Annotated in this window: 14 protein-coding genes; 5 read left to right on the top strand and 9 right to left on the bottom strand. The window is 61.2% G+C overall.

The window, feature by feature from the left end; all coding sequences use genetic code 11:
- Positions 1–5 precede the first annotated feature (5 nt).
- The 5 genes from AB4N47_RS01705 to AB4N47_RS01685 all read left to right on the top strand — a co-directional run bounded on the left by AB4N47_RS01705 (position 6) and on the right by AB4N47_RS01685 (position 5,760).
- Positions 6–683, top strand: coding sequence for a heavy metal response regulator transcription factor (locus AB4N47_RS01705; RefSeq protein WP_016773287.1), 678 nt, complete (start codon positions 6–8; stop codon positions 681–683).
- Positions 673–2,037 (top strand): heavy metal sensor histidine kinase, encoded by a 1,365-nt coding sequence (locus AB4N47_RS01700; RefSeq protein WP_341638838.1) that lies wholly within the window; start codon positions 673–675, stop codon positions 2,035–2,037. Before AB4N47_RS01705 ends, AB4N47_RS01700 begins: the two co-directional genes overlap by 11 nt.
- Positions 2,038–2,336: 299 nt before the next feature.
- Positions 2,337–2,558: a hypothetical protein gene (locus AB4N47_RS01695; protein ID WP_016773285.1), complete on the top strand. Its 222-nt coding sequence runs from the start codon at positions 2,337–2,339 to the stop codon at positions 2,556–2,558.
- A 195-nt stretch (positions 2,559–2,753) separates the two neighbouring features.
- A complete protein-coding gene (locus AB4N47_RS01690) occupies positions 2,754–4,070 on the top strand; it encodes an OprD family porin (RefSeq protein ID WP_341638837.1) in 1,317 nt (438 codons plus the stop codon).
- A gap of 181 nt (positions 4,071–4,251) precedes the next feature.
- Complete coding sequence (locus tag AB4N47_RS01685; RefSeq protein ID WP_341639451.1) at positions 4,252–5,760, top strand: sensor domain-containing diguanylate cyclase; 1,509 nt, start codon at positions 4,252–4,254, stop codon at positions 5,758–5,760.
- A gap of 148 nt (positions 5,761–5,908) precedes the next feature.
- Here the strand turns inward: AB4N47_RS01685 and lpxC are convergent, their stop codons facing one another.
- The 9 genes from lpxC to murD all read right to left on the bottom strand — a co-directional run bounded on the left by lpxC (position 5,909) and on the right by murD (position 16,423).
- The gene (lpxC, locus tag AB4N47_RS01680; RefSeq protein ID WP_007916984.1) at positions 5,909–6,820 is read right to left on the bottom strand and encodes a UDP-3-O-acyl-N-acetylglucosamine deacetylase; all 912 of its coding nucleotides are present in this window, start codon (positions 6,818–6,820) and stop codon (positions 5,909–5,911) included.
- A gap of 112 nt (positions 6,821–6,932) precedes the next feature.
- Entirely contained in the window at positions 6,933–8,129 is a 1,197-nt protein-coding gene (gene ftsZ / locus AB4N47_RS01675; protein WP_016773283.1) for a cell division protein FtsZ, read from the bottom strand.
- Between the two features lie 103 nt (positions 8,130–8,232).
- Positions 8,233–9,492 (bottom strand): cell division protein FtsA, encoded by a 1,260-nt coding sequence (ftsA, locus tag AB4N47_RS01670; protein ID WP_016773282.1) that lies wholly within the window; start codon positions 9,490–9,492, stop codon positions 8,233–8,235.
- 15 nt (positions 9,493–9,507) lie between these two features.
- Positions 9,508–10,374 carry a cell division protein FtsQ/DivIB gene (locus AB4N47_RS01665; RefSeq protein ID WP_039761388.1) on the bottom strand — a complete coding sequence of 289 codons (867 nt, stop codon included), beginning with the start codon at positions 10,372–10,374 and terminating at the stop codon, positions 9,508–9,510.
- Positions 10,375–10,378: 4 nt separating this feature from the next.
- Positions 10,379–11,353, bottom strand: coding sequence for a D-alanine--D-alanine ligase (locus AB4N47_RS01660; protein WP_016773280.1), 975 nt, complete (start codon positions 11,351–11,353; stop codon positions 10,379–10,381).
- Positions 11,350–12,810 carry a UDP-N-acetylmuramate--L-alanine ligase gene (gene murC, locus AB4N47_RS01655; protein WP_024014243.1) on the bottom strand — a complete coding sequence of 487 codons (1,461 nt, stop codon included), beginning with the start codon at positions 12,808–12,810 and terminating at the stop codon, positions 11,350–11,352. Before murC ends, AB4N47_RS01660 begins: the two co-directional genes overlap by 4 nt.
- On the bottom strand, positions 12,803–13,873 hold the full coding sequence (gene murG, locus AB4N47_RS01650; RefSeq protein ID WP_122611820.1) for an undecaprenyldiphospho-muramoylpentapeptide beta-N-acetylglucosaminyltransferase: 1,071 nt from the start codon (positions 13,871–13,873) through the stop codon (positions 12,803–12,805). The genes murC and murG overlap by 8 nt, the downstream gene beginning before the upstream one ends.
- On the bottom strand, positions 13,863–15,080 hold the full coding sequence (ftsW, locus tag AB4N47_RS01645; RefSeq protein ID WP_016773276.1) for a putative lipid II flippase FtsW: 1,218 nt from the start codon (positions 15,078–15,080) through the stop codon (positions 13,863–13,865). Before ftsW ends, murG begins: the two co-directional genes overlap by 11 nt.
- Entirely contained in the window at positions 15,077–16,423 is a 1,347-nt protein-coding gene (gene murD / locus AB4N47_RS01640) for a UDP-N-acetylmuramoyl-L-alanine--D-glutamate ligase (protein WP_341639450.1), read from the bottom strand. The genes ftsW and murD overlap by 4 nt, the downstream gene beginning before the upstream one ends.
- Positions 16,424–16,425: the final 2 nt, after the last annotated feature.

Raw genomic sequence — 16,425 nt, 5'->3', positions numbered from 1 at the left:
CGGTCATGCGCGTTCTGATTATCGAAGACGAAGAAAAAACCGCGGACTATCTGCACCGAGGCCTGACCGAACAGGGCTACACCGTCGACCTTGCCCGCGACGGTGTCGAAGGCCTGCATCTGGCGCTGGAATGCGACTACGCCGTGATCGTCCTCGACGTCATGCTGCCGGGGCTCGATGGCTTCGGCGTACTGCGCGCATTGCGTGCGCGCAAGCAGACCCCGGTGATCATGCTCACCGCCCGCGAGCGCGTCGAAGACCGCATCAAGGGCCTGCGCGACGGCGCCGACGATTACCTCGGCAAACCGTTTTCCTTTCTCGAACTGGTCGCCCGCCTGCAAGCGCTGACCCGCCGCAGCGGCGGCCATGAGCCGGTGCAAGTGACCATCGCCGACCTGTGGATCGACCTGATCAGCCGCAAGGCCACCCGCGCCGGCACGCGCCTGGATCTGACCGCGAAAGAGTTTTCCCTGCTCAGCGTGCTCGCCCGTCGCCAGGGCGAAATCCTTTCGAAGACCGCAATCGCGGAAATGGTCTGGGACATCAATTTCGACAGTGACGCCAACGTCGTCGAAGTCGCGATCAAACGCCTGCGCGCCAAGCTCGACGGGCCGTTCAACGAAAAGCTGCTGCACACCATTCGCGGTATGGGTTATGTGCTGGAGAGCCGTGGTGTCCAGTAACTCGATCGCCTTGCGCCTGAGCGGCATGTTCACGCTGGTGGCGCTATTGGTGTTTCTGCTGATTGGCGGCGCGCTGTATCAGCAGGTCGACAAGGGCTTGGGATTGTTGCCCGAAGCCGAGCTGGATGCGCGGTACAGCGTGCTCGAATCCACCGTCGGGCGTTACGGCACGCCGGAGCATTGGGTGAAGATCAACAACAAGCTCAAACTGCTCGGTGAGGAAGACAAGCGCATCAGCTTCTGGATCAGCAGCGGTGATCCGCGCTACGAATACGGCAATCTCACCCCGCAGATTCGTGCCGCCATCAATGGCCCGTTGGGCATGCACGATCTGCAACTGCCCGATCAACCCTACCCACTGAAAGTGCTGGTCAGTCAGTTCCCCGCCAAGGATCAGCGCCCGCCGTTGCGTTTCATGATCGGCATCGACACCGAGACGCTGCATCAGACCCAGCATCACTTGCTCATCGCCCTGATCAGTCTGGCGATTGTCGGGGTGCTGCTGGCCTCTGCATTGGGCTATTGGGTCGCAAGAATCGGTCTGAAGCCGTTGATCAAACTATCGCAGGAAGCCCAGCGTCTGGCCCCACCACTGCGCGCCGGACGCTTGCGCCTGTCGCCGCTGCCGCCGGAACTGGAACAGTTTGTCGAGTCGTTCAACTCGACCCTGGAACGGGTAGAACTGGCCTATTCACGGCTGGAATCGTTCAACGCCGACGTCGCCCATGAACTGCGTTCGCCGCTGACCAACCTGATCGGCCAGACCCAGGTCGCGCTGACTCGCGGGCGCTCGGCCGAACACTATTTCGAAGTGCTGCAATCGAACCTCGAAGAGCTGGAACGGCTGCGCTCGATCATCAACGACATGCTGTTTCTGGCCAGCGCCGATCAGGGCAACAAGGCGACCAAACTGACCTCGACGTCATTGGCTGATGAAGTGGCGACGACGCTGGACTATCTGGATTTCATCCTTGAAGACGCGCGGGTTGAAGTGCAGGTCAGCGGCGATGCGCAGGTGCAGATCGAGGTCGCGCATTTGCGCCGGGCGTTGATCAATTTGCTCAGCAATGCGGTGCAGCACACCGAACCGGGTCAAGTGATCGAAGTGCGCATCGAAGTTGAAGAACATCAGGTGAGCATTGGCGTGGCCAATCCCGGGACGCCGATTGCCAGCGAGCATCTGCCGAGGTTGTTCGAGCGGTTTTATCGGGTTGATGCCTCGCGTAGCAACAGCGGCAATAACCACGGGCTGGGGCTGGCCATCGTCAAGGCGATTGCGCTGATGCATGGCGGAGATGTGTTTGTGCGCAGTGATCGGGGGATGAACACCTTCGGCATCAACCTCCCGGTCTGAATGCTCAGCCAAGCCCTGTGGCGAGGGGATTTATCCCCGCTCGGCTGCGCAGCAGTCGCAAATCCTGTGCACAAGGTCCAAGAATCTTTGAGGCTGGAATTCTTGGGGCCGCTTCGCAGCCCAACGGGGATAAATCCCCTCACCGCAGGCCACCATCACGCACAGAGCGGGTTGTTACCCGTGCCGATCTTTGCTTTTGCTGTAACAGTCATTTATGAAAATCACGCTGTTTCCCGACTGCCGGCAACCTTATCTTTGCCCGCACCAAACAGCACTCGCCAAGCGAGAAGGTTTTCAAGATGTCCAACAGTATGGGTATTGCCAGCGCATTCGTTTTGTCCTCATTGATTCTGTCGCCGATGGCGATGGCTGAAGAATCGCAAGCGTTCGTGGCGCACAACGTCGCTCGTGCGCAGGCATTCGATCAGCATCAGGCCGAAGTGATGGCCAAGGCTCAAGACGCGACGCAATCCCCGCAGGCCGCTACTTCCCAGGCTCAAGCGCTCGAGAAAGACAGCTGAGTCTCACCGCGAAAGGTTTCCCTCGACGCGGTTGTTTGGCTCTTCCCGTTCAACCGTCGTCACTCCAGGCCGCTGCCATTCAGCGGCCTTTTTTTCGTTGTGGTCTGAAAGTCGTCTGGCGCGTCTGTAACAACAAGAAACATCAAGCCGCTCAAGAACCAGAGCGGCCCGCTGACCCAAGGAGCTCCACCGCACGTGTTTTACCCTGCCCGCCTCACCCCGCTGTTCATTGCAATTGCCGCAACGATTGCCCCCGCTGTCCACGCCGATGAGTCTGCCCAACAGGGCTTCGTCGCAGGCTCGAGCCTCAACCTCAACGCCCGCAACTACTACATGAATCGCAACCGCTTGCAGAAGGCCGACGACAATATCGAGTGGGGTCAGGGTTTTCTCGGCGTGTTCCAGTCTGGCTACACCGAAGGCACGGTCGGCTTCGGCTTCGATGCCCACGCCATGCTCGGCTTGAAACTCGACGGTGGTGGCGGTACCGACGGTTCGAGCATCCTGCCGATCAGCGATGGCAACGGCAAAGCGCCGGGCTCGTTCTCCACCGCAGGCGGGACGTTGAAGCTGCGCGCCTTCGATACCGAGTTGAAGGCCGGTGATCTGTTCCTCACCAACCCGGTCATCGCCGGCGGTGACACGCGGATGCTGCCGCAGACCTTCCGTGGCATCAGCCTGAGCAACCACAGCTTCGACGGCTGGCTGATCGAAGGTGGCCAGGCCAGTTTCACCAAACCCTATAACCAGAGTGGTCATACCCGCATCGGGACGTCATACGGCACCCTCGCCGACGGCGACGAAAGCCAGCACCTGAACTGGGCCGGTGTGGCCTGGAGCGGCGTTGAGGGCCTGACCAGCAGCCTTTACGCGTCCGAGCTCAAGGACATCTGGAACCAGTACTACTACGACCTCGACTACACCTGGCAACTGAACGATCTGGTCAGCCTCAACCCGGGCGTGCACTTCTATCACACGCAAGACTCCGGTGATGCGCTGCTGGGCAACATCGACAACAACACCTGGAGCACGCATCTCACCGTCGGCATCGGCAACCACAGCGTCACTGCCGCGTATCAGCGGGTCAACGGCAACACGCCGTTCGACTACATCAGCCAGGGCGACAGCGTTTATCTGGACAACTCGCAGCAGTATTCGGACTTCAACGGCCCGAACGAACGCTCCTGGAAGCTCAAGTACGCCTATGACTTCACCGGTGTCGGCATGCCCGGCCTGACTTCGGCGCTGTCCTACTCGCGCGGCACGGTCGACCTGACCAAAGCCGACCCTAACAGCGCAGGCTATTCGAGCTGGTACAGCGCCGATGGCCGCAACGCCAAGCATTGGGAACGCGACATCGATTTGCAGTACGTCGTACAAAGCGGCCAGGCCAAGGATCTCGCGGTGCGCCTGCAATGGGCCACCAACCGGGGCGGCAACGGCTACGGCGCGATTGATTCGGATACAGATGAATACCGCGTGATCATCGACTACCCGGTCAACGTCTTCTAAGATCGCTACCAGGCTGAAGCCCAATCAACATTGAACCTATTGGTAGGAGCTGCCGAAGGCTGCGATCTTTTGATCTTGCTCTTGAAAATCAAAAGATCGCAGCCTTCGGCAGCTCCTACAGGTGTGAGCAGGCTCATAGTGCAACTACGCTTGTTAGAATCCCCCAACCCGAACCCCCATCATGATCACCAGCCGCACGCCTTCCATCACAGGCCTTACCGGTCGCCCCGAGCGCCTGCTGATCCTCGGCAGCCTGCTGACCGTGATTGCGATGGTGTGCATCGTCACCTTCCTGCTGATCCGCGAGTACGCCAGTGCGCAGGAAGTCGCCACGCGCCGCGCCACGACCATCGCGCAATTGATCGACGCCGATGTGCTGCGCACCGTCGAGCTGTACGACCTGACGCTGCAAGGGCTGATCGCCGCCGCTCAGCGTGACGACCTGCAGAACGTCTCGCCGCAGATCCGTCATCTGGCGCTGTTCGATCGCTCTGCCACCGCGCGCTTCAAGGGCGACATCCTGCTGCTCGACAAGCATGGCGAGGTGATCGCCGACTTCTCGCGCATCGAAGCGAAACCGGGCAATTTCGCCGACCGCGATTATTTTCTCGCCCACGCATTCAACCGCGACATCGGCATGTTCATCAGCCGCCCGTTCAAGACCCGCTGCGATTGCGAAGAGGCCGATCAGTGGCGCATCAGCTTCAGCCGACGCATCTCCTCCCAGACCGGCGGATTTCTCGGCGTGGCGGTGGCGTCGCTGAAACTCGACTACTTCGACGACCTGTTCAAAAGCCTCGACATCGGCACCGACAGCACGTTGAACATCATCAACAGCGATGGCGTGCTGCTCGCGCAGAAGCCGTATCTGCAGAGCGATTCGGTCGGCAAGAGTTTCGGCAACCGGCCCAACGTCGTGCGGATTCTCAACGACCGCGATGGCAGCGGCAGTTTCACCAGTACCTCGACCATGGATAAACAACGGCGGCTCTACACCTACTCGCGGGTCGGCAACCTGCCGTTGACGGTGATGGTGGCGCTGTCCAGCGAGGAGGTGTTCGGCACCTGGCGGCGCACGGCGATCCTGATCAGCGGCGCCACCGGCGTGTTGTGCCTGGGGCTGTTGTGGCTGACCTGGCTGCTCGCTCGGGAACTGCGTTTGCGCCATCGCGCCGAACGCGAACTGGCGCAACTGGCTGCCACCGATGATCTGACCGGAGTAGCCAACCGGCGCATGCTCGATCAGACCCTGCGCCACGAATGGTTCCGCGCCCAGCGCTCGGGCCAGCCGCTGTCGGTGATGATGATCGATGCCGACCACTTCAAGGCCTTCAATGATCGCCATGGCCATCAGGCTGGGGATCAGGTCTTGCGTGAACTGGCCAAAGTGATCACGGCGAACGTGCGACGCCCGGCGGATCTGGTCGCGCGGTATGGCGGTGAAGAGTTTTCGGTGATTCTCGCCGAGACCGACAGCGCCGGGGCGCAGCAGATCGCCGAGCAGATTCGCCAGGCTGTGGAAAACTTGCCCTGGGTTGAAGGCGCTGAGCGGGCGATGACCGTGAGTATCGGCATTGCTACGTGGACATCGGCGAGCGAGATGACCCTGGAGCAGCTGCTGTTTGCGGCGGACAAAGCGCTGTATCAGGCCAAGGAAGGCGGGCGTAATCGCGTTGTAGTGCCAGTTTAAAGTCAAAAGATCGCAGCCTTCGGCAGCTCCTACATATGGAATGCGTTCCCCTGTAGGAGCTGCCGAAGGCTGCGATCTTTTGCTTTTGAAAGGGCATAAAAAAAGGCCATCCGAGGATGGCCTTCAAAAAACTAGAGAGGTTTTTTACTTACACCGCCGCAACCGGGCGCATGTAAGAGATTGGTGCGGTGCTGGCGTCTTCGAACGTCACCACTTCCCAAGCGTCTGTCTGCTCAATCAATTTGCGCAGCAGCTGATTGTTCAGTGCATGACCGGACTTGAAGCCTTTGAACTCACCAATCAGGCTGTTGCCCAGCAGGTACAGGTCGCCAATCGCGTCGAGGATCTTGTGTTTGACGAATTCGTCTTCATAACGAAGACCGTCTTCGTTCAACACGCCATCAGCGTCGACCACGATCGCGTTTTCCACGCTGCCGCCGAGTGCGAGGTTGTGCTTGCGCAGGTACTCGATGTCACTCATGAAACCAAAGGTACGAGCGCGGCTGACTTCTTTTACGAACGAAGTGCTGGAAAAATCCACGCTTGCACTCTGGGTGCGGTCCCGGAATACCGGGTGATCGAAATCGATCTCGAAGCTCACCTTGAAGCCTTCGAAAGGGACGAAAGTGGCGCGCTTGTCGCCATCTTCCACTGTCACTTCACGCAGGATGCGGATGAATTTCTTGGCGGCGTCCTGTTCTTCCAGGCCTGCCGATTGAATCAGGAATACGAAGGGTCCAGCGCTGCCATCCATGATCGGGACTTCGGACGCGGAGAGCTCGACGTAGGCGTTATCGATGCCCAGGCCAGCCATGGCCGAGAGCAAGTGCTCTACCGTGTCCACTTTGACGTCGCCATTGATCAGCGTCGTCGACATAGTGGTTTCACCGACGTTTTCCGCGCGGGCAGGAATCTGCACCACAGGGTCGAGGTCAGCGCGACAAAACACAATGCCAGTGTCGACAGGCGCAGGCTTGAGGGTCAGATAGACCTTCTCGCCGGAATGCAGGCCTACACCTGTGGCACGGATAATATTTTTCAGTGTGCGTTGTTTAATCATGGCTTGGGCCGCTTCAGCGCAAATTGCGAACTGGTATCAACAAAGGCTGGCGATGATAGCAGACCATGCCTTTGCTGAACACCAATCACCTTCATAGCCCTGATACATTCCATCAATCGGCCTGACGACGCAGGAAGGCCGGAATGTCCAGGTAATCCAGGTCATCCTGCGGATTCATCTTCGCGGCAGCCGCGGCACCGGCCTGGGCCTGGTTGCGCATGACGGTCGGACGGTCCAGATCACGGTAGTTCACCGCTGGCTGCTCCTGACGGGCCGGAGCCGGTTGTTGCACCTGCGCCGAAGCCATCGAGGTGTGAACGGTGTTGTCGATGACCTTTACAGGCTTCTCGATTTTCGCGCCCAGACCGGTGGCAACCACGGTTACGTGCAGCTCGTCGCGCATGTCCGGATCGATAACAGTACCGACCTTGACCATCGCGTGCTCGGAAGCAAAGGCTTCGATGATCGAACCCACGTCGGAATACTCACCCAGGGACAGGTCAGGACCGGCGGTGATGTTCACCAGAATGCCGCGCGCGCCTTGCAGGTTGACGTCTTCCAGCAGCGGGTTGCGGATTGCCGCTTCGGTGGCTTCACGTGCACGGTTCGGACCGCTGGCGCAGCCAGTGCCCATCATCGCCATGCCCATTTCGCTCATCACGGTGCGCACGTCGGCGAAGTCGACGTTGATCATGCCCGGACGCTTGATGATGTCGGAGATACCGCGAACGGCACCGGCCAGTACATCGTCAGCCTTGGCGAAAGCCGACAGCAGGCTTGCGTCTTTACCGAGGATGGTCAGCAGTTTTTCGTTCGGAATGGTGATCAGCGAGTCGACGCTTTCCGAAAGCATGCGGATGCCTTCGTCGGCGATCTGCATACGCTTGCGGCCTTCGAACGGGAACGGACGGGTCACGACCGCAACGGTCAGGATGCCCATTTCCTTGGCCACTTCGGCGATGATCGGCGCTGCACCGGTACCGGTACCGCCGCCCATGCCGGTGGTGATGAACACCATGTTGGTGCCGGCCAGCACTTCAGCGATGCGCTCGCGGTCTTCCAGAGCGGCTTGACGGCCGACTTCAGGATTGGCGCCGGCACCCAGGCCCTTGGTCACGCCGGTGCCCAGTTGCAGGATGGTCCGCGCGCCGATGTTTTTCAGCGCTTGAGCATCGGTGTTGGCGCAGATGAACTCAACGCCTTCGATGTTGCTCTTGACCATGTGATTGACTGCGTTGCCGCCGCCACCGCCGACACCGATAACTTTGATTACCGGGCTTGCGGGGATGTTGTCTACGAGTTCGAACATTTTCCCTCTCCTTACATTCTCTAGTTTTTTCGCCTACTGCTGTTTGTAGCGGTGTATCTACTGCAGTTGCTTGCCGCTTGAAGCTTGTCGCTCCAGGCTGCTTTTAAAAATTGCCCTGAACCCACTTTTTCAGTCGGTCCAGCAGCGGCGCCTGAGGCTCTTCGCTGCTGTAGCTGTCGCGGCTGCCGATGCCGGAGAACGAAACTCCGTCGGACTGCTTCTGCAGGCCGTACATCAACAAACCGACGCCAGTGGAATAAATCGGGTTGCGCACCACGTCATCCAGACCTTTCACGCCATGCGGCACACCAAGGCGCACCGGCATGTGGAAGATCTCTTCGGCCAGTTCAGTGGCGCCTTCCATTTTCGAGGTACCGCCGGTGAGCACGATGCCCGCCGGGATCAGGTCTTCGTAGCCGCTGCGACGCAGCTCGGCCTGGATCAGGGTGAACAGTTCGTCGTAACGCGGCTCGACCACTTCGGCCAGGGCCTGACGCGACAGCTCACGCGGTGGACGGTCGCCAACGCTCGGCACCTTGATGGTTTCGCCGGCACCGGCCAGTTTGGCCAGGGCGCAGGCGTAACGGATCTTGATCTCTTCGGCGTACTGGGTCGGGGTGCGCAACGCCATGGCGATGTCGTTGGTCACTTGATCACCGGCAATCGGGATCACCGCGGTGTGACGGATCGCGCCTTCAGTGAAGATCGCGATGTCGGTGGTGCCGCCGCCGATGTCGACCAGGCACACGCCCAGTTCTTTCTCGTCGTCGGTCAGCACCGAGTAGGCCGAGGCCAGTTGCTCGAGAATGATGTCGTCGATTTCCAGACCGCAGCGACGCACGCATTTTTCAATGTTCTGAGCAGCGTTGACGGCGCAGGTGACCACGTGAACCTTGGCTTCCAGACGCACGCCGGACATGCCCAATGGCTCACGCACGCCTTCCTGGTTATCGATCACGTAATCCTGCGGCAGGGTGTGCAGCACGCGCTGGTCAGCCGGGATCGCCACGGCCTGGGCGGCGTCGAGTACACGCTCAAGGTCCGCCGAGCTGACTTCGCGATCACGGATCGCGACGATGCCGTGGGAGTTCAGGCTGCGGATGTGATTGCCAGCCACGCCGACGAACGCCGAGTGAATGCGGCAGCCGGCCATCAGCTGGGCTTCTTCGATCGCGCGCTGGATCGACTGCACGGTGGATTCGATGTTGACCACCACGCCCTTCTTCAGGCCGCGGGACGGATGCGTGCCGATCCCGACGATTTCCAGCTGGCCGTCGTCCGCGACCTCGCCTACCAGCGCCACCACTTTGGAGGTGCCGATATCCAGACCGACGATCATTTTGCCGCTTTGCACGTTTGCCATGGGTCCTGCCTCTTCTTAATTCTTTGCGACAGCGGGTTGGGCTGTCGTCGGCGCTACGGGTTCCCGCCAGCCAACAGCGAGGCCGTTGGCGTAGCGCAGATCGATGCGCGCAATGTTCGTAATCTGCTCTTTCAGCGTCTTGTCATAGATGGCGATGAAGCGGCGCATCTTTTCCACCAGGTTGCCGCGTCCCAGCAGCAACTCGATGCCGGGGCCGGAACTGCCGGCACCGGTGGTCAGGAACCAGCTGCCGCGTTCACGCAATTCCAGGCGTGCAATCGAAAAACCCAGCGGCCGCAGCATCTGGCTCAGCACCTGATACTGCTGCATCACCTGCTGCTGAGCCCGTTGTGGGCCGAACAGCTGCGGCAGGTGTTCGTAATTCGCCAGTTCCTTGGGCGTGAACGCCTGGCCCTGGTTGTTGAGCAACGACTCGTCGCCCCAACGCGCCACCGGCAATTGTTCTTCGAGGCGGATCACCACCTGATCCGGCCACACCCGACGCACTTCGGCGTGGGCGATCCAGGGCATCTGCTCGAGCTCGGTACGCATACCGGCGAGGTCGATGGTGAAGAAGCTCGACGCCACGAACGGCGCGATCCGCTGCTGCACCGCCTGCTGGCTGATGTAGCTCAAGTCGCCCTGCACCGCGATCTTGCTGATCGGCCGGTCAGCGTACGGCAGCAAACGCTGCGCGCCTTCGTAAGTACCAAAGCCCAGCGCCACCAGCAGCACCGGCCAGAACAGGCTTTTCAGAAAGCTGAAATTGGCTTTCGGCAGGCGCGCGGACATCGGCTCTTTCGCCACCATTCGGCTGGCACCCCGCGGCACCGGCTTGCGGCCGGGTGCGGGTGGCTGATGTCTGAGATGAGCGCCTTGCATGGTCTTAACCTCGCGCCTCTGTTGCGCCTGCGTCTTCAACGCTGGCGGCCAGAATGGCCAGAACCAGTTGCTGGAAATCCAGACCGGCAGCCCGCGCCGCCATCGGCACCAGGCTGTGATCGGTCATGCCCGGTGCGGTATTGACTTCGAGGAACCAGAACTGCCCGTCGGCGTCCTGCATCACGTCCGCCCGGCCCCAACCGGCGATACCCAGCGCCTCACAGGCCTTGGCCGTGAGTTCCATGAGTTCCTGTTCCTTGGCCGCGTCCAGTCCGCACGGAATGCGGTACTGGGTATCGTTGGCGATGTACTTGGCGTCGTAGTCGTAAAATGTGTGCGGTGTACCCAGGGCGATTGGAGGCAACACCTGGTCACGCAGGGTGGCGATGGTGAACTCCGGACCTTGAATCCATTGCTCGACCAACACTTGCGAATCGTAGGTACTGGCCGCTTTCCATGCGTCGATCAACTCGGACGCAGAATTCACTTTGGCCATCCCGATACTTGAACCTTCATGCGCCGGTTTGACGATCAAAGGCAAGCCCAGTTCCGTCGCTGCGGAAATACAATCGGCTTCGCTGCACAGCACGGCGTGACGCGGCGTCGGAATCCCGAGGCTGTGCCAGACCTGCTTGGTGCGCAGCTTGTCCATCGCCAGTGCGGAAGCAAGAATGCCGCTGCCGGTGTAAGGGATACCGGCGCACTCGAGCAGGCCCTGCATGCTGCCGTCTTCCCCGCCGCGACCGTGGAGAATGATGAACGCGCGGTCGATCTTTTCGCTGAGCAGACGCTGCAGGAAGTCTTCGCCCACATCGATGCCGAACGCGTCGACGCCAGCGCTTTGCAGCGCTTCGAGCACGGCGTTGCCGGATTTCAGCGAAACCTCACGCTCGGCACTCAGGCCGCCGAAGAGCACGGCGACGCGGCCGAAGTCTTTCGGCGCGATGGTGGAGAACAGCTTGGCGTAGGCAGCAGTCATTTCAACTTCCCCTCGACCGGCGCCGCCACGGCGCCGGCGAACAATTCACTTTTCAACAGCTTCGGCGCGAGACCGCCGATATCACCCGCGCCCTGGCACAGCAGAATGTCGCCGGCGCGCAGCAGCGGCTTGACCAACGGCGCCAGGTCAACGCCACGCTCGATGTAGATCGGGTCGAGCTGACCGCGCTGGCGGATGCTGTTGCACAGCTTGCGGCTGTCGGCGCCCGGGATCGGCTCTTCGCCGGCCGGATAGACTTCCATCAGCAGCAGCACGTTGGCGTCGGCCAGTACGTTGACGAAGTCGTCGTACAAATCACGGGTGCGGCTGTAGCGGTGCGGCTGGTAGACCATCACCAGACGACGCTCCGGCCAGCCACCGCGCACGGCTTTGATCACGGCAGCGACTTCGGTCGGGTGGTGACCGTAGTCGTCGACCAGCATCACGTTGCCGCCATCCACCGGCAGTTCGCCGTAGACCTGGAAACGTCGACCAACACCCTGGAAGCCTGACAGGCCCTGAACGATGGCTTCATCGCTGACGCCTTCGTCGGTGGCGATGCAGATGGTCGCCAGCGAGTTGAGCACGTTGTGGTTGCCGGGCATGTTCACCGACACATCCAGCGGCTCGCGATCCGGGCGCAGCACGGTGAAGAAGGTCTGCATGCCCTGCTGACGGACATTGATTGCGCGTACGTCGGCGTCTTCGCTGAAGCCGTAGGTCACGGTCGGACGTTTCACCAGCGGCAGGATTTCGCGCACCACCGGATCGTCCAGGCACATCACCGCCAGACCGTAGAACGGCAGGTTGTGCAGGAATTCGACGAAGGTTTTCTTCAGTTTGTTGAAGTCACCGTCGTAGGTCGCCATGTGGTCGGCGTCGATGTTGGTGACCACGGCCACCAGCGGCTGCAGATGCAGGAAACTCGCATCGCTTTCGTCGGCTTCGGCGATCAGGTAACGGCTGGTGCCGAGCTGGGCATTGGTGCCCGCCGCATTCAGGCGACCACCAATCACGAATGTCGGGTCCAGACCACCGGCCGCGAACACCGAAGCGATCAGGCTGGTGGTGGTGGTTTTGCCATGGGTACCGGCGACGGCGATGCCGTGGCGATAGCGCATCAGCTCGGCGAGCATTTCTGCACGCGGCACTACGGGGATGCGGCGCTCAAGGGCAGTCGCCACTTCCGGGTTGGACGTGTTCACTGCGCTCGACACCACCAGCACGTCGGCGGTAGCGGCGTTCTCGGCACGGTGACCGATGAAGATCTGCGCGCCGAAGGTTTCCAGACGCTCGGTGACCGGCGACGCCTTCAGGTCGGAACCGGAGACTTGGTAGCCCAGGTTCAGCAACACTTCAGCAATGCCGCACATGCCCACGCCGCCGATGCCGACGAAGTGGATGCGACGGATGCGGCGCATTTCCGGTTGTGGCATGGCTTTCTGATTCTCAACCATGGGCCACCTCCAGACAGGTATCGACCACGCTACGGGTGGCATCGGGTTTGGCCAGTCGGCGGGCCGCTTGGGCCATTGCTTCAAGTCGTTGCGGTTGCATTAAGACCTCTGTCAGGCGCGCGGCAAGATCCGCGGCACCAGTCGTTCTTTGCGGCATCAGGAAGGCAGCGCCTTCGCGGGCCAAATAATCGGCGTTGCGGGTCTGGTGATCGTCGATCGCGTGGGGCAAAGGCACCAGCATCGAGGGCAGACCGGCGGCCGCCAGCTCACTGATGGTCAACGCACCGGCGCGGCACACCACCAGGTCAGCCCAGCCATAGGCCTGGGCCATGTCTTTGATGAACGGCTGCACCTGCGCTTCCACACCCACGGCGCGGTAACGCTCGGCAGTCACTTCATCGTGATTTTTGCCGGCCTGATGAAACACTTCCGGGCGCAGGTCGGCAGCGACTTGGGCCAGGGCTTCAGGCAGCAATTTGTTCAACGGTTCTGCGCCCAGGCTGCCGCCAAGGATCAGCAAACGCGCTTTGCGCCCGGCCAGCGCCGGTCGCGATGTTTCGAGGAACAGCTCGCTGCGCACCGGATTACCGGTGGTACGGCGGCTGTCCGACAGAGTAAAGGTGTCGGGGAACGCTTCACACACTCGGGCGGCGAACGGCACCAGCAACCGATTGGCGGTGCCGGCGACAGCGTTCTGCTCGTGAACGATCACCGGCACGCCAGCCAGTTTCGCGGCAAGACCACCTGGGCCGGTCACATATCCGCCAAAGCCAACCACGCACACCGGCTTCAGACGGCGCATGATCGCCCGCGCCTGCCACACCGATTTCAGCAGCATCAGCGGCGCCTTGAGCAGCGACAGCTTGCCCTTGCCGCGCAGACCGCTGGCGTTGATCCGGTGCAGTTCAAGCCCTGCCGCCGGAACCAGTTCATTTTCGATCCCGCGTGGCGTGCCGAGCCAGTGCACGGTGTAGCCGCGCGCCTGAAACTCGCGGGCACAGGCCAGCGCCGGAAACACGTGGCCGCCGGTACCGCCGGCCATGATCAATACGTTAGCGCCCATGAGTCGGCTCCTCGGCGAAGTCGCTCTCCTGGAATTCCATCTCTTCGCTGCCCAGGTGGGTTCGACTCTCCCATTCGATGCGCAGCAACAGCCCCAGACAGGCGCAGCAGATCACCAGCGAGCTGCCGCCGTAACTGAGGAACGGCAAGGTCAGACCCTTGGTTGGCAGCAGGCCGACGTTCACGCCGATGTTGATCAGGAACTGACCAATCCACAGGAAGGACAAGCCGTAAGCCACGTAAGCGGCAAAGAACTGCTTGGCCTTCTCCGCCCACAAGCCGATGTACATGCCGCGAATACACACGAACACGAACAGCGCGACGGTGCAGAGCGAACCGACCGCACCGAGTTCTTCGGCGAGTACCGAGAACACGAAGTCGGTATGCGCTTCCGGCAGGTAGAACTGCTTCTGCACGCTGTTGCCCAGGCCGACGCCCAGCCACTCGCCGCGACCAAACGCGATCAAGGCCTGCGACAACTGATAACCGGCGCCGAACTGGTCGGCCCATGGGTCGGCGAAGTTGGTCAGACGCGCCATTCGATAGGGCTGCATCTGGATCAGCAAAACCACCGCGCCAACCGCCAGCACCACCATCAGCGAGAAACGGAACAGCCCGACCCCGCCAAGAAACAGCATCGCCGCCGCCGCGCCCATCATGACTACGGTGGCACCGAAGTCCGGTTCCATCAGCAACAGACCGGCCATCGGCAGCAGGACGATGAACGGCTTGAAGAAGCCCATCCAGCTCTCGCGTACTTCTTTCTGCCGGCGCACCAGATAACCGGCGAGGTAGATCACCACGAACACCTTGGCGATTTCCGACGGCTGCACGTTGAAGAAGCTGAAACCGATCCAGCGCATCGAACCGTTCACTTCGCGGCCGATGCCGGGGATGATCACCATCACCAGCAGGCCGAACGCACCGATCAGCATCATCCAGCCGAGGCGCTGCCAGGTGGCGATCGGGATCATCATGGTGACGATGCACGCGCCCAGGCCCAGCACCACATAGATAAGGTGGCGAATCATGTAATACAGCGGACTGCCCGACTGCGCCGCCGCCACTTCGGTGGAAGCCGAGGCGATCATGATCAGCCCCAGACCCAGCAGCGCCAGGCAACCGGCGAGCATCGGGAAATCGAGGTCGATGCCACGCCCGGTGATCAGCGGCGACGGGTACGGCTTGATGATGTTTCTCAGGTTCATGCCAGTTCCTCCACAGCGCGGACGAACTGGTGACCACGGTCTTCGTAATTCTTGAACATGTCGAAACTGGCGCAGGCCGGAGACAGCAGCACCACATCACCCGATTGGGCAGCGGCGCGGCATTGCGCGACGGCGTCGACCAGCGAGGACGCGCGGATCAGCGGCACGGCATCGCCGATGGCTGCGCCGATCTTGTCGGAGTCGCGGCCCATCAGCACCACAGCGCGGCAGTTGGCCGCCACCGGATCACGCAGATCGTTGAATTCGGCGCCTTTGCCGTCACCGCCGGCGATCAGAATGACCTTGCCGTCGATGTCTGCGCCCAAACCTTCGATGGCGGCCAGAGCGGCGCCAACGTTGGTGGCTTTGGAATCGTTGTAATAGGCCACGCCGTCGAGATCGCGCACCCACTGGCAGCGATGTTCGAGCCCGGCAAACGTGCGCAGCGCCGCGAGCATGGCGTCGAACGGCAGACCCACAGCGTGACCCAGTGCCAATGCAGCAAGAGCGTTGGACTGGTTATGCGCACCGCGAATCTTCAGTTCACGCACCGGCATCAGGTTCTGGAATTCGAAGGCGAGGTACTTCTCGCCGTCTTCTTCGCGAATGCCGAACGCCTTGAAATCCGGTTTGCTCAGGCCAAAGGTCCAGCATGGCTGACCTTCACCGATCAATGGACGGCTCAGGGCATCCTGACGGTTGACCACAAACTGCTTCGCGCCCCGGAAAATCCGGTGCTTGGCCAAGTGATACGCCGGCAGACCGCTGTAGCGATCCATGTGGTCTTCGCTGATGTTCAGTACGGTGGCGACTTCGGCGTTGAGCTGGTCGGTGGTTTCCAGTTGGAAACTCGACAACTCCATGACGTACAACTCGACATCATCGCTGAGCAGATCCAGCGCCGGCGTGCCGAGGTTGCCGCCAACGGCGACGCACTTGCCGGCCGCAGCCGCCATCTCGCCGACCAGAGTAGTGACGGTGCTTTTCGCGTTGGAACCGGTGATCGCGACGATCGGCGCCCGCGCATTACGCGCGAACAGTTCGATGTCGCCGGACATTTTCACGCCACGGGCAGCGGCGGCTTGCAGGGCCGGGGTCGCCAGCGCCAGGCCGGGGCTTACGTAGAGCTCGTCGGCACGGCAGAGGAATTCGACGTCCAGCTCGCCACAACGCACTTCCACGTGCGGATAGTCACGCTTGAGCGTGGCCAGTTCCGGTGGATTTTCCCGCGTGTCGGCCACAGCAAACGACGTGCCCCGGTTCGCCAGGAAGCGAACCAGGGACATGCCGCTCTTGCCGAGGCCGACAACGATGCGGAAGTGGTCAGAAGCGATCAGAGACACTC

The organism is Pseudomonas sp. S3_G06, from assembly GCF_054667565.1.
Note: the sequence above shows the minus strand (reverse complement) of the source record. Positions and strands in the feature narration are given on the sequence as shown.

Coding starts and splice junctions, on each gene's coding strand:
- AB4N47_RS01685 (WP_341639451.1), top strand. CDS start 4,252: ATGATCACCAGCCGCACGCCTTCCATCACAGGCCTTACCGGTCGCCCC.
- lpxC (WP_007916984.1), bottom strand. CDS start 6,820: ATGATTAAACAACGCACACTGAAAAATATTATCCGTGCCACAGGTGTA.
- ftsZ (WP_016773283.1), bottom strand. CDS start 8,129: ATGTTCGAACTCGTAGACAACATCCCCGCAAGCCCGGTAATCAAAGTT.
- ftsW (WP_016773276.1), bottom strand. CDS start 15,080: ATGAACCTGAGAAACATCATCAAGCCGTACCCGTCGCCGCTGATCACC.
- AB4N47_RS01695 (WP_016773285.1), top strand. CDS start 2,337: ATGTCCAACAGTATGGGTATTGCCAGCGCATTCGTTTTGTCCTCATTG.
- murC (WP_024014243.1), bottom strand. CDS start 12,810: ATGGTTGAGAATCAGAAAGCCATGCCACAACCGGAAATGCGCCGCATC.
- murG (WP_122611820.1), bottom strand. CDS start 13,873: ATGGGCGCTAACGTATTGATCATGGCCGGCGGTACCGGCGGCCACGTG.
- ftsA (WP_016773282.1), bottom strand. CDS start 9,492: ATGGCAAACGTGCAAAGCGGCAAAATGATCGTCGGTCTGGATATCGGC.
- AB4N47_RS01660 (WP_016773280.1), bottom strand. CDS start 11,353: ATGACTGCTGCCTACGCCAAGCTGTTCTCCACCATCGCGCCGAAAGAC.
- AB4N47_RS01705 (WP_016773287.1), top strand. CDS start 6: ATGCGCGTTCTGATTATCGAAGACGAAGAAAAAACCGCGGACTATCTG.
- AB4N47_RS01665 (WP_039761388.1), bottom strand. CDS start 10,374: ATGCAAGGCGCTCATCTCAGACATCAGCCACCCGCACCCGGCCGCAAG.